This window comes from Brenneria sp. hezel4-2-4, from assembly GCF_013155275.1.
Taxonomy (GTDB): domain Bacteria; phylum Pseudomonadota; class Gammaproteobacteria; order Enterobacterales; family Enterobacteriaceae; genus Brenneria.
Map to the genome: position 1 here is coordinate 20162 of NZ_JABJXS010000013.1, position 20390 is coordinate 40551.

At 53.7% G+C, this 20390-nt stretch carries 19 protein-coding genes, 1 tRNA gene and 1 pseudogene; 9 read left to right on the forward strand and 12 right to left on the reverse strand.

From position 1 onward, the window contains the following. Positions 1-7 precede the first annotated feature (7 nt). The gene (locus HOY33_RS18065) at positions 8-1438 is read right to left on the reverse strand and encodes a capsule assembly Wzi family protein (RefSeq protein WP_172291530.1); all 1431 of its coding nucleotides are present in this window, start codon (positions 1436-1438) and stop codon (positions 8-10) included. A 640-nt stretch (positions 1439-2078) separates the two neighbouring features. On the opposite strand from HOY33_RS18065, the gene HOY33_RS18070 reads away from it, so the two are divergent. Further along, the gene (locus tag HOY33_RS18070) at positions 2079-2423 is read left to right on the forward strand and encodes a DUF4156 domain-containing protein (protein ID WP_172291531.1); all 345 of its coding nucleotides are present in this window, start codon (positions 2079-2081) and stop codon (positions 2421-2423) included. Positions 2424-2478: 55 nt separating this feature from the next. Here HOY33_RS18070 and epmB read toward each other — a convergent pair whose 3' ends face one another. Continuing rightward, positions 2479-3537 carry an EF-P beta-lysylation protein EpmB gene (gene epmB / locus HOY33_RS18075; RefSeq protein WP_172291532.1) on the reverse strand — a complete coding sequence of 353 codons (1059 nt, stop codon included), beginning with the start codon at positions 3535-3537 and terminating at the stop codon, positions 2479-2481. Positions 3538-3576: 39 nt separating this feature from the next. Between epmB and efp the strand changes: the two genes are divergently transcribed. The 3 genes from efp to HOY33_RS18090 all read left to right on the forward strand — a co-directional run bounded on the left by efp (position 3577) and on the right by HOY33_RS18090 (position 4870). Then, on the forward strand, positions 3577-4143 hold the full coding sequence (efp, locus tag HOY33_RS18080) for an elongation factor P (RefSeq protein ID WP_172291533.1): 567 nt from the start codon (positions 3577-3579) through the stop codon (positions 4141-4143). Between the two features lie 149 nt (positions 4144-4292). After that, positions 4293-4424 carry an entericidin A/B family lipoprotein gene (locus HOY33_RS18085; protein WP_172291534.1) on the forward strand — a complete coding sequence of 44 codons (132 nt, stop codon included), beginning with the start codon at positions 4293-4295 and terminating at the stop codon, positions 4422-4424. Positions 4425-4516: 92 nt separating this feature from the next. Continuing rightward, the gene (locus tag HOY33_RS18090) at positions 4517-4870 is read left to right on the forward strand and encodes a DMT family protein (protein WP_172291535.1); all 354 of its coding nucleotides are present in this window, start codon (positions 4517-4519) and stop codon (positions 4868-4870) included. A gap of 131 nt (positions 4871-5001) precedes the next feature. Here the strand turns inward: HOY33_RS18090 and frdD are convergent, their stop codons facing one another. Genes frdD through frdA form a run of 4 tightly spaced genes read right to left on the reverse strand, consistent with a single transcriptional unit; the run spans position 5002 to position 8305 of the window. Beyond that, positions 5002-5358, reverse strand: coding sequence for a fumarate reductase subunit FrdD (gene frdD, locus HOY33_RS18095; protein ID WP_172291536.1), 357 nt, complete (start codon positions 5356-5358; stop codon positions 5002-5004). 14 nt (positions 5359-5372) lie between these two features. Continuing rightward, positions 5373-5768: a fumarate reductase subunit FrdC gene (gene frdC / locus HOY33_RS18100; RefSeq protein ID WP_172291537.1), complete on the reverse strand. Its 396-nt coding sequence runs from the start codon at positions 5766-5768 to the stop codon at positions 5373-5375. Between the two features lie 13 nt (positions 5769-5781). Continuing rightward, a complete protein-coding gene (locus HOY33_RS18105) occupies positions 5782-6516 on the reverse strand; it encodes a succinate dehydrogenase/fumarate reductase iron-sulfur subunit (RefSeq protein WP_172291538.1) in 735 nt (244 codons plus the stop codon). Continuing rightward, positions 6509-8305: a fumarate reductase (quinol) flavoprotein subunit gene (gene frdA, locus HOY33_RS18110; protein ID WP_172291539.1), complete on the reverse strand. Its 1797-nt coding sequence runs from the start codon at positions 8303-8305 to the stop codon at positions 6509-6511. The genes HOY33_RS18105 and frdA overlap by 8 nt, the downstream gene beginning before the upstream one ends. Before the next feature lie 411 nt (positions 8306-8716). Here frdA and epmA point away from each other — a divergent pair, with 411 nt between their 5' ends. Then, positions 8717-9694 (forward strand): elongation factor P--(R)-beta-lysine ligase, encoded by a 978-nt coding sequence (gene epmA / locus HOY33_RS18115; protein ID WP_172291540.1) that lies wholly within the window; start codon positions 8717-8719, stop codon positions 9692-9694. Positions 9695-9747: 53 nt separating this feature from the next. On the opposite strand, the gene mscM is transcribed toward epmA, so the two are convergent. From mscM to rsgA, 3 genes are all read right to left on the reverse strand, one after another. Further along, on the reverse strand, positions 9748-13071 hold the full coding sequence (gene mscM / locus HOY33_RS18120) for a miniconductance mechanosensitive channel MscM (RefSeq protein WP_172291541.1): 3324 nt from the start codon (positions 13069-13071) through the stop codon (positions 9748-9750). Between the two features lie 58 nt (positions 13072-13129). Beyond that, positions 13130-14089, reverse strand: a complete 960-nt coding sequence (gene asd, locus HOY33_RS18125) for an archaetidylserine decarboxylase (RefSeq protein ID WP_172291542.1) — start codon at positions 14087-14089, stop codon at positions 13130-13132. A 77-nt stretch (positions 14090-14166) separates the two neighbouring features. After that, positions 14167-15216 (reverse strand): small ribosomal subunit biogenesis GTPase RsgA, encoded by a 1050-nt coding sequence (gene rsgA, locus HOY33_RS18130; RefSeq protein ID WP_172291543.1) that lies wholly within the window; start codon positions 15214-15216, stop codon positions 14167-14169. 166 nt (positions 15217-15382) lie between these two features. On the opposite strand from rsgA, the gene orn reads away from it, so the two are divergent. From orn to HOY33_RS18145, 3 genes and pseudogenes are all read left to right on the forward strand, one after another. Then, positions 15383-15925 carry an oligoribonuclease gene (gene orn / locus HOY33_RS18135; protein ID WP_172291544.1) on the forward strand — a complete coding sequence of 181 codons (543 nt, stop codon included), beginning with the start codon at positions 15383-15385 and terminating at the stop codon, positions 15923-15925. Positions 15926-16146: 221 nt separating this feature from the next. After that, positions 16147-16222, forward strand: a tRNA-Gly gene (locus tag HOY33_RS18140). A 227-nt stretch (positions 16223-16449) separates the two neighbouring features. Then, positions 16450-17670: pseudogene (locus HOY33_RS18145) on the forward strand (tyrosine-type recombinase/integrase); the annotation flags it as partial. A 148-nt stretch (positions 17671-17818) separates the two neighbouring features. On the opposite strand, the gene HOY33_RS18150 reads toward HOY33_RS18145, so the two are convergent. Together HOY33_RS18150 and HOY33_RS18155 are read right to left on the reverse strand one after the other, a co-directional pair. Then, complete coding sequence (locus HOY33_RS18150; protein WP_136157889.1) at positions 17819-18088, reverse strand: helix-turn-helix domain-containing protein; 270 nt, start codon at positions 18086-18088, stop codon at positions 17819-17821. Positions 18089-18190: 102 nt separating this feature from the next. Continuing rightward, positions 18191-18454 carry a helix-turn-helix transcriptional regulator gene (locus HOY33_RS18155; protein WP_048637299.1) on the reverse strand — a complete coding sequence of 88 codons (264 nt, stop codon included), beginning with the start codon at positions 18452-18454 and terminating at the stop codon, positions 18191-18193. Between the two features lie 105 nt (positions 18455-18559). Here HOY33_RS18155 and HOY33_RS18160 point away from each other — a divergent pair, with 105 nt between their 5' ends. Continuing rightward, positions 18560-18805: a helix-turn-helix transcriptional regulator gene (locus tag HOY33_RS18160; protein ID WP_121555905.1), complete on the forward strand. Its 246-nt coding sequence runs from the start codon at positions 18560-18562 to the stop codon at positions 18803-18805. Between the two features lie 168 nt (positions 18806-18973). Here HOY33_RS18160 and HOY33_RS18165 read toward each other — a convergent pair whose 3' ends face one another. After that, positions 18974-19837 carry a phage integrase N-terminal domain-containing protein gene (locus HOY33_RS18165; protein WP_172291545.1) on the reverse strand — a complete coding sequence of 288 codons (864 nt, stop codon included), beginning with the start codon at positions 19835-19837 and terminating at the stop codon, positions 18974-18976. Between the last annotated feature and the right edge of the window lie 553 nt (positions 19838-20390).

Sequence of the window (20390 nt, forward strand, 5' to 3'; positions counted from 1 at the left end):
AAAATGATTAGAGATTAATCGGTATTTCCACGCCCAACCCGGCGCCGAAGTCGTCGCTGAGGCTGTTATCGCTATCGGTGTACCATACGCTGGTGTCAAATTTCACCTTTGACTGGAAGTCGTAACCCCAGCCCAGTTCAATTCCTTTCAACGTATCAGAGCGCGGGAAGGCTTTATTAATACTCTGCTCGTTCGGATTGACCCTGGCGTAGGTGACGCGGGTGCTCCAGCGCTGTCCGTCATCCAGCGCCAACTCCACTTTCCCGGATAGCATACGTCCATCGCCGCCCATGGCGTGGCCCAAAGGCGAGCCTTGCTGGTAGTAGCCGTCTCTATAGATGTGGTGGGTGTAAATGACGCCGTTTGTGGATTCGTTGGAGCGGGTGTTGGCCCCTTCAATATACCAGTTGATGGTTGATGTGCCCCATTCAGGATGGCCTTCAAGACCGACAAGGTAGGTGTTTTTTGATGGCAGCATGCCGGCTTCATCTTCACCGATCAACTGACCGTACAGGCTGACCGGCAGACCCGTCAGCGGTTGCAATTTCAGTTTAAAATCAAAGCCGGCCAACTGGTTGCCGGGTTCATTCTGCGTTCCGGTATTGTCTCTTCCCGCCACACCGTCCCAGAACGATCCCCATGACTGAGGACGACCTTCCCCTCCCCACATCATAATACGTGACGCGCCCAGCTCAACGAAGTTGGTCGGCATGAATGTCAGGCGCCCACCGATGAGTTTGGTTTCAGGCACGGCATAATACTGTTCGAGCTGACCGGCGGAAATTTGATATTGCCAGCGGCCGATCCAGGAAAGCCACGGCGTTTCAAACGGCGATTGATCGGCGCGCTGCAAGCTAAATCCAGTTACCGGACGGGCCGCGTCGGAACGGATCAGGCTGCCGTCATAGCCCGGGCCCCACCATTGGGCGGTTTTGCCGAATGATAGCCATTGATTAAAGATTTTAACCGCGCCGTAGGAACCGTCCATATTCCAGCGGGATTGATCGCTAATCCGCTGGTCGCCTTCAACGGTGCCTTTAAGATTGACGTCCCAGAATTCATCGCTGGCTCCAGCGCCAATGGAAAGCGCATGATCGCTGGCGTGGGTGTTGCCAAAGCCCTGTGGTAATCCGGGTTTGTCGGTAGAGGTATAGCCGGTGATACGAACATTGGATTTCAGATTGCTGATGCGTTGCTCAACCCGGCTAATGACGTTTTTTTCCGTGTTGGTAACAGGCTTGGCCTGCGAAAGAACGGATTCTATTTCTTCCTGACTTAACGGCCAGGTGGAGAGACTGACATTAATTACGCCACGGTCGGAAAGCCATGCGAGATCGTTACGCAGCGTATTGTCCGGGGCAATCAAGCCAGCCGCCTGACTGGCCGACACGCATAAGAACATGCCGCTGGCAGCCAGTAAAATTTTCTTGGTAAACATACTGTTGGTTTCCTTGATGACACTACGTTGTCTGACTATGTTTCGTTTTATCCAATATTAAACGAAGCCGGGCGTTCCCTAACACGATAATTTTGCAGTTATTAATTATATACTCGTCATACTTCAAGTTGCATGTGCGTTGGCTGCATTACTCGGCCCCTCCCTGGGCCTCTCCCCATTGGGGCTGCTGCAAACAGCGTTCAAATCTGCTCCAGGCAGATTTGTCACTCACCCCAGTCACTTACTGGTGTAAGCTCCTGGGGATTCGTTCGTTTGCCGCCTTCCTGCAACTCGAATTATTTAGAGTATAGATATAGGCGGGTGTAGCCAAAAATGACCAGTGATCAGGATAGTACATAAAATACAGTGATTGAAATGAACATAAATTAAGTTATGGTTTTTTTCAGATAAAGCCTAAGGCGATAGGCCTTAACACACAGAGGCATATCCGTTCCGGTTAGCAATTTTTTATTTGATATCAGTTAATTGACAGATGAATCATTCTCACCGGTTTTTAAGGTATAGAATGTTAAGGTGGTCGTGGCATGCATGACTGCGAGAAGCGGTAACCGTCAGGTTTTTTGCATCGCAGGATGATTCATCCAGGCGTATTTTATTTTTCACTATCATGGAGGGGAAAATGCGGATCCACCTTTTACTCGGTATTTCTGCCGTTATGTTGCTGGCAGGGTGCAGTACGACCAATCAACTCAGTGCCGCAGGGCAGGCCGTTACGTTTACGGATAAGCAGCCGGGCAATGAGTGCCGGTTACTCGGTCAGGTTAGCGGCAAACAGTCTAACTGGCTATCCGGCAATCATAGTGATAGTAGCTCAATGCGCGGCGCGGTTAATGATTTACGCAATAAAGCGGCGGCCATGGGCGGTAATACGATCTATGGCGCGACCAGCCCGAGTGAAACATTCTGGTCAAGTTTTGCCCCGCTGGACAGTGAGATGGTCGGCAACGTTTACAAATGCCCGTAAACGCGAGTTGAATGAATGCCACCGCTCGGCGAATGCATCGTTTCGCCGGGTTTGTTTATTTATCATCAACTGTGGCGTTCTCTTCCCGGCTTTGTTTTAGTCCCAGATCCAGCGGCGTTTTACTGGCTTCTCCGCCAATTTCCCGCGCAAGGCGGGGAACCAGATAACCAGAAACCTTTTTCATCAGGGCCTTGACCAGCGTACGCGCTTCCTCATCGCCGACCAGAAAATGGGCGGCGCCCTGTACTTTATCCAGAACATGGAGATAGTAAGGAAGAATACCGGCATCAAACAGGGCGTTACTTAAGTTTGCCAGCGTATCCGCATTATCGTTCACCCCGCGCAGCAAAACGCTTTGATTCAGCAATGTGACGCCGGCCCGACGTAAACGCGCCATACTTTGCACGAGATCACCATCGATTTCCTGCGCGTGGTTAATATGGGTAACCAGCACGGTCTGAAGCGACGTCTGCGCTAGCCGCTGGCATAACGCGTCGGTAACGCGCGCCGGAATCACTACCGGCAAGCGGCTGTGAATGCGCAGGCGTTTCAGGTGCGGGATGTTTTCCAACTCGGTTATCAGCCAGTCAAGCTCCGCGTCTTTGGCCATCAGCGGATCGCCGCCGGAAAAAATGATTTCATCCAGTTCTGGATGCTGGCCGATATAGTCCAATGCCTGACGCCAGTTCGCCTTGTTTCCCTGGTTGTCCTGATAAGGGAAATGGCGGCGGAAGCAGTAGCGGCAGTTCACCGCGCAGCCGCCTTTGACCAGCAGCAAGGCGCGGTTATGGTATTTGTGCAGCAACCCCGGGACGACGCTGTGTTGTTCATCAAGCGGGTCATGAGTGAAACCTGGGGCGGAAATGAATTCCTCGCGCGCGGTCAGAACCTGTAGCAAAAGCGGATCGCCGGCATTCCCCTTTTGCATACGCGCGGCGAAAACGCGCGGTACGCGCAAAGGGAATAGTTTGCGCGCGTCGTTGCCTTGCCGGAGTCTGGCGTTGTCGCTCAGCGCCAAAAGTTGCAGTAATTCGTTCGGATCGGTAATTACGTCCGCAAGTTGCTGCAACCAATCTTCTCTGGAAGGTATATTTAGGGTTACAATGTGTGCCATTTTTTGGCTTAGTACCAGTATCAAATGTAGAGGGCCTTTATGGCGACTTATTTTAGCAACGATTTCCGTTCCGGTCTTAAAATCATGTTCGAAGGCGAGCCTTACGCTGTCGAATCGAGTGAGTTTGTTAAGCCGGGTAAAGGCCAGGCTTTTGCACGTGTGAAAATGCGTCGTCTGTTAACCGGTAAGCTTATTGAAAAAACCTTCAAATCCACCGACTCCGCCGAAGGCGCCGACGTTATGGATATGAACCTGACTTACTTGTACAACGATGGCGAGTTCTGGCATTTCATGAATAATGAAACGTTCGAGCAACTGGCTGCCGATGAGAAAGCGGTTGGCGATAACGCCAAATGGTTGCTCGATCAGGCTGAATGCATCGTAACGCTGTGGAACGGTCAACCTATCACGGTGACTCCGCCGAACTTTGTCGAACTGGAAATTGTCGATACCGACCCGGGGCTGAAAGGCGATACCGCGGGAACCGGCGGCAAGCCTGCGACACTGACCACTGGCGCGGTTGTAAAAGTGCCGTTGTTTGTGCAGATTGGCGAGGTGATCAAAGTCGACACCCGCTCTGGCGAGTATGTTTCTCGCGTTAAATAATGCATTCTTTTTAAAAAGCCGCCTTAATGGCGGTTTTTTTTCGCTTGAATAGCGCCGATCGCATCATTAAGCATGAAAAGTGCCACGAAGCGGCCAATATTGACTACGCTTAAAAAGACCTTTTTTCTTATCACTAGAAGGAATCACCTATGTTGAAGAAAAGTCTTATCGCTATTTTCTCTGTATTAATTCTATCTGCGGTCGTCGGGTGCAATACCACGCGTGGTGTTGGACAGGATGTTGAGGCAGGTGGGGAAGCGATACAGCGTAGCGCACAGTAAGCTGTAAAGGTTTTTCGTAGGCGAAAGCGCCACCGTGGCGTTTTCCTCTCGGCGACGACATAATGCAGCGGTGAACGAATTGGAGAAAAATGATGTCGCCGCTGGTTATCACCGTGTGTATGCTGACGCTCAGCAATGTGTTTATGACTTTCGCCTGGTATGGGCATTTGCGTTATTTCAGCGGCCGAACCTGGTTAATCGCCGCATTGGTCAGTTGGGGGATCGCATTATTTGAGTATTTATTACAGGTTCCCGCTAATCGTATTGGTTATCAGGTGGCTTCAGCAGGGCAGCTAAAAATATTGCAGGAAGTCATTAGCCTTTCCGTGTTTATTCCTTTTTCAATAATCATTTTAAAAGAACCCTTTCGGACGGACTATATTTGGGCCGGGCTGTGCCTATTGGGCGCGGTATTCTTTATGTTCCGGGATAAAATTATCGGGTAATGAGAACCGACAGGTTCTGATTTATTTCTTAGGGCGGGCCTTGCTTTGTTTTTAGGGTAATCGGTGAGACGGAAAGCAGGAACAAAATAAAACGGCCCTCACAGGCGGGCCGTTAGCGTGAACCAACCGACTTACAGCGTGACGACACCAATAATGGTAACCACGCTCAGAATGGCTGCCAGACCGTAAAAAACCCATTTCCCGGCGGGAACGTGGATTTTCAGATCGTGCATGGCGTGGTGCATTCGGTGTAAACCACACCACAGAGGCAAAATAATCATCAGCAGCAGGAACAGGCGGCCGATAAAGCTCTGACTGAAAGCCATGATACGTTCATAGCTCAGCGCATCCGGGAACAAACCCAAAGGCAGCAGAATACCAACCAGCAGGATGATGACCGGGGCGAAGATGGCGCTCCACATACCACCGGCGCCGAACAATCCCCAGAATGGCGGTTCATCGGAACGTTTTGGCGTTTGATTAATCACGTTATTCCTCCTGCTCAGAATAGTAAGGCAATAGCCAGAACAGCCAGCGTGACGACGATGGTGACCGCCCAAAGCCCTTTAATAATCGGCTCCGGCCCCATTTTTTCGTCTTTCACGATAATGATGGATGCTTTCGGCGCCAGTTCAAACCAGGTTTTGGTGTGCAGCGCCGCCGCCAACAGTGCGATGATGTTGATGAGCAACACCAGCGGATTCTGTAAGAATCCGACAAAGCTTTCCCATCCTTCCGGGCCATTCTTCAGAGAAAATACGCCGCACATCAATATGATGCTGAACCAGACGGCTGGTACGGCCGTACCTTCACGCAACATATAAAAACGGTAGAACCCCAGCTTTTGCCACCAGGTCGGCGCCATGCCGCGGACATACGCTTTACGTTTGGATGTCATTATTGCCCCTCCCTTATTGTGGTTTCAGCATGGCGATCATGAAGTCTTTGGCACTTTCCACCTTGCCTTGCTGAATAGCAGCGGCAGGATCGACATGCTTCGGACAAACCTCTGAGCAGTAACCCACAAAGGTACAGCTCCAGACGCCGTTATCACCGTTCAACTGCGCCATACGCTGTTTTTTCCCGCGATCGCGGTTATCCAGGTTGTAACGGTGCGCCAGCGTAATCGCCGCCGGCCCGATAAACTCCGGGTTGAGACCAAACTGCGGACAGGCGGCGTAGCAGAGACCGCAGTTGATACAGCCGGAGAACTGGTGGTATTTGGCCATCTGCGCCGGGGTTTGTTTATTGGTGCCGTCGGCCGGTTTACGATCGTTGCCGATGATATACGGCTTGATGGCTTCCAGACTTTCAATAAAGTGGGTCATGTCGACCACCAGGTCGCGCTCGATGGGGAAGTTGCCCAGCGCTTCAACCTTCATGCCGTCCTGATAATCGCGCAGGAACGTCTTACAGGCCAGCTTGGGCACGTTGTTCACCATCATGCCGCATGAACCGCAGATCGCCATCCGGCAGGACCAGCGGTAGGAGAGATCCGCCGCCAGGTTATCTTTGATATAACCCAGCGCGTCCAGCAGGGAAGTCTGCTTGTTGAATGGGACGTCAAACGTTTCAAAATACGGCGCGCTGTCCCGTTCGGGGTTGTAGCGCATGACTTCCATTTTCAGGGTTTGCATATCAGCCATTCGCCTGCTCCTTCTTGCTTTTATCCTGAGCATCGCCTTCGGCGCCGTAAACGCGTTTGGCCGGAGGGAGTTTGGTGATTTTCACGTCGCTGTAATCCAGACGTGGCGCCCCTTCAGGGTTGTAGAAAGCCAGCGTATGTTTCAGGAAATTCACGTCGTCGCGCTCGGTGCACCCTTCATCCAGACGTTGGTGGGCGCCGCGGGATTCTTTACGGTTGATGGCGGAGTGCGCCATACATTCCGCCACATCCAGGCTGTGACCAAGCTCAATGGCATAGAGCAGATCGGTATTGAATACGCTGGAATGGTCGGTGATTTTTACCCGTTTGAAGCGCTCTTTCAGCTCGGCTAATTTATCAATGGTTTTTTGCATCAGCTCCGTGGTGCGGTAAATACCACAACCTTCTTCCATCGACATGCCCATTTCGTCGCGGATTTTCGCCCAGCTTTCGGTGCCTTCCTGGTTCATCAGGTCGTTCAGACGCTGTTCGACATCACGGGTTTGCGCGTCGAGCGCGCTGCCGTTGGCGGGAGCGGCTGCCTGAGAACGCTGCGCGGCCTGCTCGCCGGCGATGCGCCCAAACACCACCAGCTCCGCCAGCGAGTTGGAACCGAGGCGGTTGGCGCCGTGCAGACCGACAGACGAACATTCGCCGACGGCAAACAGACCTTTGATGCGGGTTTCACAATGCTGATCGGTCTCGATACCGCCCATGGTGTAGTGCGCGGTAGGGCGAATCGGGATCGGTTCTTTAACCGGATCGACGTCGACATAGGCTTTCGCCAGTTCGCAGATGAACGGCAGGCGTTCTTTGAGCTTTTTCTCGCCGAGATGGCGCAGGTCAAGATAGACCACGTCGCCCAGCGGGGTGGAAATGGTGCGCCCGGCGCGCCACTCATGCCAGAAAGCCTGGGAAACCTTGTCGCGCGGCCCCAGTTCCATGTATTTGTTTTTCGGTTCGCCCAACGGCGTTTCCGGCCCCATGCCGTAATCCTGTAGATAGCGGTAGCCGTCTTTGTTGACCATGATGCCGCCTTCGCCGCGGCAGCCCTCCGTCATCAGAATGCCGGAGCCCGGCAGGCCGGTCGGGTGATATTGCACGAATTCCATGTCGCGCAAGGGGACGCCGTGGCGGAACGCCATGCCCATACCGTCCCCGGTCACGATGCCGCCGTTGGTGTTGTAACGGTAGACTCGGCCGGCCCCGCCGGTGGCGATAACCACCGCGTTCGCCCGGATCTGAACCAGTGCGCCTTCCATCATATTGATGGCGACGACGCCCCGGGCCTGACCGTCATCGACCAGAACATCCAGAACGAAATGTTCGTCGAAACGCTGGATTTGCGGATATTTAAGGGAGGTCTGGAACAGGGTGTGCAGCATATGGAAGCCGGTTTTGTCGGCGGCGAACCAGGTGCGTTCTATTTTCATGCCGCCGAAACGACGGACGTTAACAGAACCATCAGGTTTACGGCTCCATGGGCAGCCCCACTGTTCCATCTGGATCATTTCTTCCGGGCAATGCTTGACGAAGTGTTCGACGACGTCTTGTTCGCACAGCCAGTCACCACCGGAAACGGTGTCGTTGAAATGATAATCAAAGCTATCGTGGTCCTGAGTGACCGCTGCTGATCCGCCTTCTGCCGCCACGGTGTGGCTACGCATTGGGTAGACTTTTGAGATCAGCGCAATTTTCAGTTGGGGATTTGCTTCGGCAGCAGCAATTGCTGCGCGTAAGCCAGCGCCCCCGGCCCCGATAATGGCCAAATCGGCATTAAAGGTTTGCACTGCATTCCTCCAGTTACTTAAGTTAATTAAGTTAAAATAAAAAAATAACGCCTATTCATTTCTGTCTTTATATATCTGCTTAATTATTAGTGCATTAAATCGCATAAAAAAATGACTTTAGGACATATTAAGAATAGATAAACCTCTATTTTTTGTGTGGGAATGATTATACCGAATTAAAGGCGGATGAAATTTGATGTGATCCAGCATTTTGTATTTTTTCCACAGTGTACTGAAATAACTTATAAAAACGTGATCGAAAGGCTTATTTCCGTAGAAATAATGCTTTTATTTCTTTAATAACCCTTTTGGCGACGAGATGGAAAAAGATTTCACTGGAGATAAATTTTTTTGTCTGCCCGCTATGATGCGGGTAGACTGCTCCACCTGTTTGACTTTGGAGTAGTAACCATGAGCGAAACGACAAGTTGGCAACCTAGCGCCCCTATCGCTAATTTGTTGAAGCGCGCGTCGATAGTCACCGCGATCCGGCGTTTTTTCACCGATCGCGGCGTATTAGAGGTTGAAACGCCGGCCATGAGCCGGGCCACGGTAACCGACGTCTATCTCTGCCCGTTTCAGACTCGCTTTGTCGGCCCCGGCGCTGCCGAGGGCATGACGCTCTATTTGATGACCAGCCCGGAATACCACATGAAACGCCTGCTGGCCGCAGGCAGCGGTCCGATTTTTCAACTCTGCCGCAGTTTCCGCAATGAAGAGTCCGGCAGGCACCATAACCCGGAATTCACCATGCTGGAATGGTATCGTCCGCATTACGATATGTACCGCCTGATGAATGAAGTCGACGACTTATTGCAGCAGGTGCTGGAGTGCGAGAGCGCGGAGATGCTCTCGTACCAGCAGGCTTTTCTCCGTCATCTGGAGATCGATCCCCTCTCCGTTGATAAAACCCAGTTGCGCGAAGCGGCTGAAAAATTAGGCCTGGGCGATATCGCCTGTCGCGAAGAAGACCGGGATGCGCTGGTGCAGATGCTGTTCACCTTTGGCGTTGAACCGCATATCGGTCGCGAAAAGCCGGCGTTTGTTTATCACTTTCCGGCGACGCAAGCCTCGTTGGCCGAAATCAGCACTGAAGATCATCGGGTTGCCGAGCGCTTTGAGGTTTATTTTAAAGGCATTGAACTGGCGAATGGCTTCCGTGAGTTAACCGACGGCGATGAGCAACGCCAGCGTTTCGAACAGGATAACCGTAAACGCGCCGCCCGCGGTTTGCCGCAGCAACCGATTGATGAGAATTTACTGGCGGCGTTAAAACATGGTCTGCCGGAATGCGCCGGCGTGGCGCTGGGGGTCGATCGCCTGATTATGCTGGCCCTGAATGCCGACAGGCTGAGTGATGTGATTGCGTTCCCGGTCGAGCGTTCCTGATCTTTCTCTGTGAAAAGGCGGGGCATCGGCTGCTCCCCGCCTCATTCCTTCCTTTATAAGCTTCCGGCCGTCCGGTTACCGGACGTCGTGGTTCTTCCCTTGCGCGATAAGGAGTCCATGCGCACCTGAAAGGGCGGAAACGGCATCACCATATTATGTTTACGGTAATTTTCCAGAATCAACTGGTGAAGCTCATGACGCAACGGCATACGGTGTCCCATTTCCGCCGCGAAAATACGCAGTTCGAAAATCTGGATCCCCTGTTGCAGATCCACCAGGAATGCTTCCGGCGCCGGGGTGTCCAATATCAGCGAACAGCGGCTCACCGCATCCATCAGCAAGTCAGTGACTTCTTTGCTGTCGGCGTCGGCCGGCGCCGGTATCGTCAGCACGACACGCGTCACCGAATCAGATAGCGACCAGTTAATAAACTGTTCGGTAATAAACGCTTTATTCGGCACGATAATCTCTTTGCGATCCCAGTCCGATATGGTGGTCGCGCGAGTATTGATACGCATGATGTTGCCGGTAAGTTCGCGGATGGTGACGGTATCGCCGATACGAATCGGTTTTTCAAACAGGATAATCAGCCCGGAAATAAAGTTGGCGAAAATTTCCTGCAACCCAAAGCCCAGTCCGACACCCAGCGCGGCGACCAGCCATTGCAGTTTCGACCACTCAATGCCGATAAGCGAGAATCCCATCAGGCAGCCGATCAGCATCAGAATATATTTGCTGATGGTGGTGATGGCGTAACCGCTGCCGGGGGAGAGATCCAAATGCTGCAACAGAGCCAGTTCAAGCAGAGCGGGGAGATTGCGCACCAGTTGAGCGGTAATAATGAAAATAAGTATGGCGATCAGCACGGATCCCAGCGTAATCGACTGTACGCTTTCGACGCCTCTGACCGTACTGCTGACGTCCCACAGGCTGATATTCTCCATAAAGGCAAACGCGGAGTGAATCTCAGACCACAGCACAATCACCGAAACCAGCGCGATTAACGTCAGGATGGAACGGACCAACTGCAATGATTTCGCGCTGATGGCGTCCAAATCCACCACCGGCTCTTCAATGACTTCCGAACTGGTTTCGTGCTGGGCGCCGGGTGGCGAGTCATCTTCGCCGCGGGCGCGCTGGGCCAGAATCTCCGACCGACGCTGTTTGGCCCGATCAAAGGCGATACGTCTGCGCTGAATAAGCATCCAGCGACGGATGATATGATACACCACCAACAAGAAGAACCAGATGGAAACCGAGGTTTCCAACCGGGCCAGCAGAGCCTGCGCGGTCGCCAGATAACCAATACAGGATGCCAGCGCGGCGGCCAGCGGCGCGCAGATCATCAGGTTCCACATCGCCCGGTTAACGGAGTTTTCCCCTAAGCCTTCCTTATCCAGATAAAGCGGAATGCCGGCCCGTTTCAGACCTGTGGTGACCAGCGCCAGCGCCATACACAGTAAAATGAAGCACAGACGTCCCAGCGTACTGGAGAATTCACGATCGTTGAGTTTATCAAAGGTGATCAGCGCCATGATTAACGGCACGATAAACGCAATCGACAACCGATAGTAGCGCATCGCCCGGGCAACCCGATCGGGCGACCAGCGGAAGTGGACGATAAACAGCCCCTGAGGATGCGCGAATGATGCGCTGATCATCACCACCCACATTAGCGGCACGGTAGCGGTCACGCTGTCGCCGATAGCGACGGCGACCGGATAAGGCCAGGCGTTTTGCAACCCGTACCCCAACGCCGCCCAGAGCACCGGCAGCGGCAGCGCCGTCAGGATTGACCAGAACACGGTACGCAACGTCAGCATAAAATGGTCAAGCGTCACTTTACCCACCCGGCCGCTGGCGCGTTCGAGGAACGCATGATAATGGCGGCGGGAACTGATGCTGAACCCGACCAGCAACAGCGCCCCCAGCAGCGGCATCACGGTTTCGCGGCTGGTGACCATCATCACCATGGCGCTGCTGAGCTGGGTCAAGGTATCCAGCGACAGCAGTCGGGTGAGATCCTGCACCAGCTTCAGCGGATAGGAAAAGGTAATCGGATCGACATCCGCAACCCAGAAGAGATAGCGGTGCGCCGCTTCCCGGGTTTCGCGCAGGGCGTCCTCAAGTTGATTGTTGGCGACTTTGAGCTTGGTCAGTTCCAGGATCTGCGTATCACAGCCGGATATCAGCGACGTCAGCAGATCGCGCTGGGTACGCAGTTGGTCGGTCAGGATCCGTTGCTGCGTACTGGTGAGCGGCGTGCCGTCGTCCTGTTTGGCCTGTTCGGCGTCACTGGGTTTATTAATCAGATCTTCAAAATGCAGGCGCTGTACGCGCAACTGCGCCATATCGCTGTCCAGCAACTGCGGTTTGGGCATCTCCGGCAGTCGGGCGACCTGCGCCCGCAGGGTTTCGCCTAAAACAGGCGAAACGCCCAGCCACTGCGCCTGCTCGCGGATAGTGCTCAGCGCCTGACGAACCTGAAGGGTATGCGTGGCGGCCTGACGCTGCTGGGAAGCGATCAGATCCATACGCTGCGCCTGCTGATTCAGAGCGACGGACAGTTCGCGGTTAACGGTCAGCAGCGAACTGATGACGGAAGGCAATTCGCCGCTTTGTTCCGCCAGTAACTCTGTTCTTTCCAGCGCCTGTTCCGCTTCCCGCTGACGCAGGCTATTGATGCTGCTGCGTAACGCCTGAAGCTGGATATCCAGCCGGTCATGGCGTTTCTTATACAGTTCGGCGCGCAAGCGGGATAACTCCTGACGATTGCTGGCGGACAACTGCGCCAGCTCTAACTCGTCAACCCGACTTTTACGTAGCGCGGATTCGGCTTGCAACGCAGCTAATTGCGCCTGCCCCAGCGGGGTGGCCGGCGACCCCAGAGACTGGATCCGCCGTTCTGCATCGCTGAGTGCGCGGCTGGCTTCGGTTTGCTGTTGGGGAAGCTGACCGAGGGAATCGCCGATATCCCGCAACCGATCCTGCTCCTGCTGAAGCTGGCGAGCCTGTTCCAACAGTTGGCTGCTGATCTGTAGGATCTGCTGCTCAAGATCGTTAACGGACTGATTATCCGGGACAGTCGACGGCTTATCGTCCTCTGCCGCGATCAGGCGGCGCAGCTCCTGTGTCAGCTTGGGAAAATCATCAATGACGCGCTGGTATTGGGCCGCGCGCTCAATCGACTCCTTGCGCTCCTGCATGGCGTTCAGGGCGGACTGAAGTTCTTCGACAATCTCAGGCTGATCGGCGGCGCCTTTGTTCGCTTCCGCTTGCTGCAATTGCTGGCGTAACTGTGCCTCGCTGGGCGCCGTGGCGGCCAATGAGGCGGTGGATAACAAACATCCCAGCAGAAAAGTGACGATCAGACGCACGCTTAGCCTACCTTTAACTTACAACAATGACGGGTGGTTATTTACGGCGCATGGGGCTTCACCCCGGATTGGCCGTCGTGTCGGTATCAACATTCACAGCAACATGCTGCTGCCCGGCCGTTTCCGCGGGTGAAACATCGAACGCCTGCTCATCACTCGCTATTTCAGCAAAAGGTTCACCCACGCGGGTCACACTAAGGCTGCCGAGGTGAGCGGAAAATTGCAGCCGCTGGGATGAAAACAGATTAATCACCGTAGACCCCAGTTTAAAACGGCCCATTTCCTCACCTTTGGTCAGCGCAATGGCGCCTTCTGTTCCCGCCGATGGGTAAGTCCAGCGTTTAACAATGCCTTCCCGCGGCGGAGTGACCGTTCCCGCCCACACGGTTTCAATACTACCGACAATGGTTGCGCCAACCAGAATCTGCGCCAGCGGGCCAAACTCGGTATCGAACAGGCAAATCACGCGCTCATTACGGGCAAACAGATTGGGGACGTTTTCCGCGGTCAGAAGATTCACGGAAAACAAATCGCCGGGAACATAGATCATTTCCCGCAGCACGCCGTCACAGGGCATGTGAACGCGGTGATAGTCGCGCGGCGACAGATAGGTGGTGGCGAACAACCCGCCGCGGAACAACTCCGCCATCACATAATTTCCCGCCAGCAGCGCTTCCAGCGAGTAGTGGTGATTTTTGGCCTGAATCAGTTTACCGTCGGTGATCGCGCCCAACTGAGACAGCACGCCGTCAGCGGGTTGAACCAGACGATGGGCATGGGGATCGATCGGACGGACTTCCGGCCGCAACGGACGGACGAAAAACGCGTTGAAAGAGCGATAGGCGGCGGTATCAGCCTGCTGTGCTTCCAGCATGTTGACCTTGTAGTAACGGACAAACAGATCGATAACCAGCTTGGTAAGCTTACCCGCCTGTTTATCGGCTCCCCAGCCGGCCAAACGGGTCAGCCAGATTTTGGGAAGCCAATACTGTAATTTAATTTTTATGCTATCCAGCACGGTGAGCCTCTTGGATTAGTATGCGCCATGAAATAGGGGATAAAGGCGGCGCATTGTAGCGATGGATACGATAAATGTCAGTTATCCGTATCGGAAAAGGTTTTACGTGTTTTTACCTGAGCCATGCTTTCCAGAATACGGTGATAGTTATCAAAGCGCTCGGCGGCGATGTCGCCACGTTCAAGCGCGGCGTTAATCGCGCAGCCGGGGTCGTTTTCATGACGGCAATCCCGGAATTTGCAACTGCCGATGTAGTCCCGAAACTCAATGAAACCGCGGGTAATCTGATCCGGCTCCAGATGCCAGAGACCAAATTCGCGCACGCCGGGCGAGTCGATGACATCTCCGCCGTGCGGGAAGTGATAAAGCCGCGCCGCCGTGGTGGTGTGCTGCCCCAGCCCTGAGTTATCAGAAACCTCATTAACCAGAATACGTTCTTCGCCCAGCGCGAGCAGGGCATTGAGCAGGCTGGATTTGCCGACCCCTGATTGTCCGGCGAAAATACTGATACGGCCGGTTAGCGCCTGTTCCAGTTCCTCGATCCCTTGATTCGTATGGCTTGACACCATAATCACCGGGTACTTGAGCGCCCGGTAGATATCCATCAGCTCATTGACGAACTGATAGGCTTCATCATCCAGCAGATCGATCTTGTTCAGCACGATCAGCGGTTCGACCTCCAGCGTTTCACAGGCGACCAGATAACGATCGATAATATTGAGCGACAGTTCAGGAAGAATGGCGGAAACGATCACGATCTGATCAATGTTGGCGGCGATCGGTTTAACACCGTCATAGTAGTCAGGGCGCGTCAGCACGGAGTGACGCGGATGGACGGCTTCAACGATCCCGCTGATGCCCGCCAGCGACTCGTTGCCGGCGCGCCAGACGACGCGGTCGCCGGTGACCAGCGACTTAATGGTGCGGCGGATGTTACAACGATGCACCACGCCATCGGCCGCTTCCACATCGGCATGCATACCAAAGCGGCTGATAATAATGCCTTCCTGAGCCTCGCCCAGTTGGCTATCCTCCCACTCGATCTTGCTATCCGCGTGCTTAAGGCGGCGCTGATGATTGGCGCTGACTCGACGCTCTTGCCCTTTCGACAGTTTCTTTTTGCTCACTGAGCCTCACTTAATACTATGATTATCGCCACGGCACTGATTATCGCCCGCGGCGATTGAAGCGACTATAATACACCCTATTTGATTAATGCTGGTCACTTAAGCGTTGACGTGCTGTTGTCGTCAACAGGCGGGTAACAGCACAAGGCTAAACAGGAATACCACGATGGTAGATGAAAATAACCTAATCTGGATCGATCTTGAAATGACAGGGTTGGATCCTGAACGGGATCGCATCATTGAAATTGCAACGCTGGTGACCGACGCCAATCTCAATGTCTTAGCTGAGGGCCCTGTTTTGGCCGTCCATCAGCCGGATAGCCAGTTGGCGCTGATGGATGACTGGAACGTGCGTACCCATGGGGCCAGCGGTTTGATCGACCGGGTGAAAGCCAGCTCGGTTGATGAACGCACGGCGGAGTTAGAGACGCTGGCTTTCCTGCAACATTGGGTGCCGGCGGGGAAATCGCCGATTTGCGGTAACAGTATCGGGCAGGATCGGCGTTTTCTGTTCCGCTATATGCCTGAACTGGAAGCCTACTTCCATTACCGCTATCTGGATGTCAGTACGCTGAAAGAGCTGGCTCGCCGCTGGAAACCAGAGATTCTGGCCGGTTTTAAAAAGCAGGGCACGCATCAGGCGATGGATGATATCCGAGAGTCGCTGGCGGAGCTGGCTTATTATCGGGAGCATTTTATTCAGCTATAGCGCGGCGCGGCGATGATCAGGCGGCGCTCGGCGTGATGACCGACAGGAGAATCAGCCCGGCGGTCTCCATGCTGATGGATGAACATATTCGCGCCGTGTTGCTCTTTTTATCGGCAGTCAGATGTTTTTTCATTTTCGGGGGTTGCGGTCGAAAGGATTTCTCGTATAATGCGCACCCCGTACCGGTACAGAATTTCGTATCCGGTTCGGCACTTTCCCGGGCGGGAATAGCTCAGTTGGTAGAGCACGACCTTGCCAAGGTCGGGGTCGCGAGTTCGAGTCTCGTTTCCCGCTCCAGTTCTTGTTCTATAGACAGCCACCAACGTCTGTAGGTCTATGAAAAAAGAGCGAAAAGCTCTTTTTTTGTTTCCAAAGCAATCCATTGAAAACCACCCACAGCCAGCCTTTTTAAGGCCAGAATTGAGGCCAAAAAAACAGGGTGGCAACGCGTTCCTGATTGTTGCTGGGATCAAATAAAGGCAATGACAAGCATAGAGCCTGAGTCTCAACTTGGAGCTCTTGTCATGGCACTTTCCGATTTGATTATCCGGCAGGCTAAAGCCAACGGTAAAACCTGTTATCTTCCTGATTGTGATGGACTCGGTCTGGTTGTTTCGCCGGTGGGAGGTAAGTCATGGCATTTCCGCTATTACTGGCTGGGTAAACAGAAGCGCCTCTCTCTGGGCCGTTATCCTGAAATCGGCTTACGCAAAGCGCGCGCATTGCGAGATGACGCTCGCGAGCTGTTGGCTAAAGGCATCAACCCCTGCACTGTTCGCAAACAAAAGCGGCAGGCCGCGCGTCTGGCCGCCGGACACAGCTTCAAAGCCGTCTATTCCCTTTGGCTTGACCATCGCAGACTCGAACTCAGAGAAGGGCGGCAAAGTACCCTGTCGCAAATCCAGCGTATTTTTTCTAAAGATGTGCTGCCCATTCTGGGCGAGCGTTCGATCTTTGAGATCCGTCGCTCTGACCTGCTGGAGGTGATTGCCCGTATTGAACGGCGCAAGGCGCTGACCATCGCGAAAAAGGTGCGTACGTGATTTAACCAGCTGTTTCGCTTTGCGCTGGTGAAAATCGAAGGGCTGGAAACTAACCCGGCGTCGGATTTGGACGTGGTGGCGGCTCCTAAGCCACCTGTCAGGCATAATCCCTATCTCGCTATCCACGAGCTGCCGTTATTACTCCGGAAGCTGAGCAACTACGCAGGCGATATGCAAACGCAGCTTGGCATCCGGTTGTTGCTATTGACCGGGGTTCGCACCGGAGAACTGCGGCTGGCAACGCCGGATCAGTTCGATCTGAAGCGTGAGCTATGGATCATCCCGCCGGAGAATATAAAGCAGTTGCAGAACGCTATGCGCAGGCACGGCAAGAATGGTCAGGCTATTCCGCCATACGTTGTGCCGTTACCCGCTCAGGCGCTCGACATTGTGCATCATCTGCTGGCGCAGATGAAACCGGCTCAAACATATCTGCTGACCCACCGTAGCGATTTAAAGAAACGCATCAGTGAAAATACGCTTAATAGCGCACTGCGCCGTATGGGGTATGCGGAACAACTTACCGGCCACGGTATTCGCGCCACCATCTCGACGGCGCTTAATGAAATCGGCTATCCCAAAATCTGGATTGAGGCGCAGCTTTCCCACGCCGACCCCAACAAAGTCAGCGCGGCCTACAATCATGCGCAGTATGTGGAACAGCGGCGGCGCATGATGCAGGAGTGGGCGGATAGGCTGGATCGCTGGGCGGCGAACGGAGCCGGTGAGGTTAATTATGGCGTTGCAAAAATCAGCGTACTTGAAAACACGCTGAAAGCCATGCAGACGGTCGGATGCTGCCCGGTGATGGCATACCGTTTTTACGTGAGTTTATTTTGCAATGAGCAGGTTATCCCTTTTTCCACTGAACGACTTCACCGTCATATAGTTTCAGGATGATGTCTGCAAAGTCGTCGTCAAGGGTATAAAAATAGCTTTCAGGGACGTTAAGAACGCGGGCAAAGGCGCACATCGTTTCAAATGTTGGGCGATGTGTGCCGCTTTCATACTGGGAGACACGCGACCGCGCGGTGGCTTCTTCAATCCCAGCGAGTACCCCCAATTTTTCCTGCGTCATTTGGGCACGCAGGCGGGCAGCTTTAAGGCGAGCAGGTAACATAGTGACACCATCAATAATCAATATTGATGTCATGTTTAGCATTGCTTTACAGGCGAGTTGCTTAGAGTCCCTGAACAGAGTCAGCTTGAGATAAGAGAAAGGTCATAGGGAATGCGCTTTATATTGGCGATAAAGGTCGAGCAGCATGGCCGCAAATTTATCATCAAGGGTGTAGAAATAACCCTCCGGCACATGTAGCACCTTCGCAAAGGCGCACATCATTTCGAATGTCGGGCGATGTATCCCATTTTCATACTGCGAGACGCGTGACCGCGCGGTTTCCTCTTCAATACCTGCCAGCGTACCCAGTTTTTCCTGAGTAAGATGCGCGTTTAACCGTGCGGATTTAAGACGTCCGGGAAGCATGATCAACACCCTAGATAAGCTATTGACTTAGTGTTTAGCATTACTTAACATCGTAGTTGTTTAGAGATGCTGAACATGGCGGATAAAATCATGGGGGAGAGGGTAATGAACGTTAATGACTGGCATCCGGCGGATATTATCGCTGGTTTGAGAAAACGTGGCACAACGCTGGCGGCGATCTCCAGAGAGGCGGGATTAGCGTCATCTACATTGGCAAATGCGCTAACGCGACACTGGCCGAAGGGCGAGCGCTTGATTGCCGAAGCGTTGAACAAACGGCCGGAAGAGATCTGGCCTTCCCGCTATCAGGGCATCAGCCGTGGTCAGGGTGGGGAAGGGGAGCAGGATTGAAAACTTGAAGGGGCTTGATGGCTGTTTATGACGTCGTCTGCTGGCAGCCGCGACTGGGATATCGTGAAATAGGGCAGAGTGCCTTTTCCCTTTTTCTAGCAGGTCCGTTGCCCCTTAATATCTATTCCCTTCGGCCATTTCCTGCCTTTTTGATCCAGAAGACCCTTTTTATCGTCCAAGATAGAGCGACACGATCTGTAATCTTTCATGCCCCAGTTCCCGACTAATGATTTGCCGCGCTTCACGGTCGATGGTTTGTTGTTCCTGCGTCAGGTGGTTATAGCCGGGGCCACCGGCGGCGGGTGCCAGCCAGCCGGTCAGGATTTCATAGCGCATCTGGGCGTAACGATGGCGTAAACCGTGCATGCCGCTGAGTCCGGCGTTTTTACACTGGCCGTCATACAGATGCCGCTGCTGGATATAGGTTTTCTGCGCCGGGATTAGCGAACCGGCTCCCGCCAGCGCGTGGGCTTCATCCAGCACGGCCCGTTGTTCTGGTGTGGTGATGGGGACGGTACGTGCTTTACCGCCTTTGGTCCATGTGCCTTTCAATGCGATATGGTCGCCCCGGTCGGCATAGCGGGGCTGGAACAGCAGGCACTCTTTGCGGCGTAGCCCAAAGGCAGCCTGCAAACGCAAACTCATTTTTACCTGCGGGTCGCGGATACAGTCGAGCCGGTCGTTCAGCGTTTGGGCTTTATTCTGATTGGTGACATAGCGACGTTTGGGAATGCCCAACTGGTCGTTGTCGGCGGGCAGCAGGCCCGGTTTGCCAATCTTCTCCGCCCACCAGCGCAGATGCGCCAGCCGATTCTTTAGTGTGCCGGCGGATAAATCCTCTGATTGCCAGCGCGTCAGCAGGGTGTTGATATGCTTACCTTTAAGCGAAGTAGCGCGCATTTGCCGGAAACCGGCTTCGCGCAACTGTCGGGCCATCAGCGTAAGAGACCGTTTTCTGTCAGCCTGCGTGGTATGGCTGCCGTCCCGGTTGCGTCGGCAAAGCTGGTTCAGCGTCCATGTCAGGTCATCCATAATCAGCCTCCTCTTTGTCGCTTTTTTGCTACAGTAAAATCACTTGTTCTGAGAGGAAATCGGGTTAGTGTAATTGCCAACTCGCCGCATTTACTGCGACAAGATCCCCGAAGGGCAGGGGCCAGACGCTCAGAACGTCTGTTGCCTCAGATTGAGGCATCCGCCTTGTTTCCTGCTGGAAAGCCGGGCGGAGGGTATTGCCTGAAAAACGTGATAAAACCTCCTTTGTTGCAGATGGATGGAAAGAAAATGCGGGCCAGTGGCCCGCTGCGGATGAGGAACATTGATTAAATTGGGCCAGTAATACCTAAGAGAACGAAGGCTCAACTCTGTTTAGGAGCGACGCTGGGAATGAGCCGGAAGCGTCTGGATGGCTCCATCCTGATCGGACAGACACTCGCAGGAGCCAATGCCTTTGGGATGGCCGGATGGGTACGGCCAGCGCAGCATATACGCTGTGCCATGTTTCCGGTGTTCAGACCCACCGGAAGGTTGTTGCAGGGGCAGTATGCCGGAGCATCGTCATGCAGGCAGTAATGAATAGGGTGTTGCG

Bases quoted from the DNA above. Each gene is read 5' to 3' on its own strand.
- HOY33_RS18090 (WP_172291535.1), top strand. From the start codon at position 4,517: ATGTCGCCGCTGGTTATCACCGTGTGTATGCTGACGCTCAGCAATGTG.
- HOY33_RS18160 (WP_121555905.1), top strand. From the start codon at position 18,560: ATGAACGTTAATGACTGGCATCCGGCGGATATTATCGCTGGTTTGAGA.
- frdC (WP_172291537.1), bottom strand. From the start codon at position 5,768: ATGACATCCAAACGTAAAGCGTATGTCCGCGGCATGGCGCCGACCTGG.
- epmB (WP_172291532.1), bottom strand. From the start codon at position 3,537: ATGGCACACATTGTAACCCTAAATATACCTTCCAGAGAAGATTGGTTG.
- HOY33_RS18070 (WP_172291531.1), top strand. From the start codon at position 2,079: ATGCGGATCCACCTTTTACTCGGTATTTCTGCCGTTATGTTGCTGGCA.
- HOY33_RS18165 (WP_172291545.1), bottom strand. From the start codon at position 19,837: ATGGATGACCTGACATGGACGCTGAACCAGCTTTGCCGACGCAACCGG.
- efp (WP_172291533.1), top strand. From the start codon at position 3,577: ATGGCGACTTATTTTAGCAACGATTTCCGTTCCGGTCTTAAAATCATG.
- epmA (WP_172291540.1), top strand. From the start codon at position 8,717: ATGAGCGAAACGACAAGTTGGCAACCTAGCGCCCCTATCGCTAATTTG.
- HOY33_RS18155 (WP_048637299.1), bottom strand. From the start codon at position 18,454: ATGCTTCCCGGACGTCTTAAATCCGCACGGTTAAACGCGCATCTTACT.
- HOY33_RS18105 (WP_172291538.1), bottom strand. From the start codon at position 6,516: ATGGCTGATATGCAAACCCTGAAAATGGAAGTCATGCGCTACAACCCC.
- HOY33_RS18085 (WP_172291534.1), top strand. From the start codon at position 4,293: ATGTTGAAGAAAAGTCTTATCGCTATTTTCTCTGTATTAATTCTATCT.
- orn (WP_172291544.1), top strand. From the start codon at position 15,383: ATGGTAGATGAAAATAACCTAATCTGGATCGATCTTGAAATGACAGGG.
- HOY33_RS18150 (WP_136157889.1), bottom strand. From the start codon at position 18,088: ATGTTACCTGCTCGCCTTAAAGCTGCCCGCCTGCGTGCCCAAATGACG.
- HOY33_RS18065 (WP_172291530.1), bottom strand. From the start codon at position 1,438: ATGTTTACCAAGAAAATTTTACTGGCTGCCAGCGGCATGTTCTTATGC.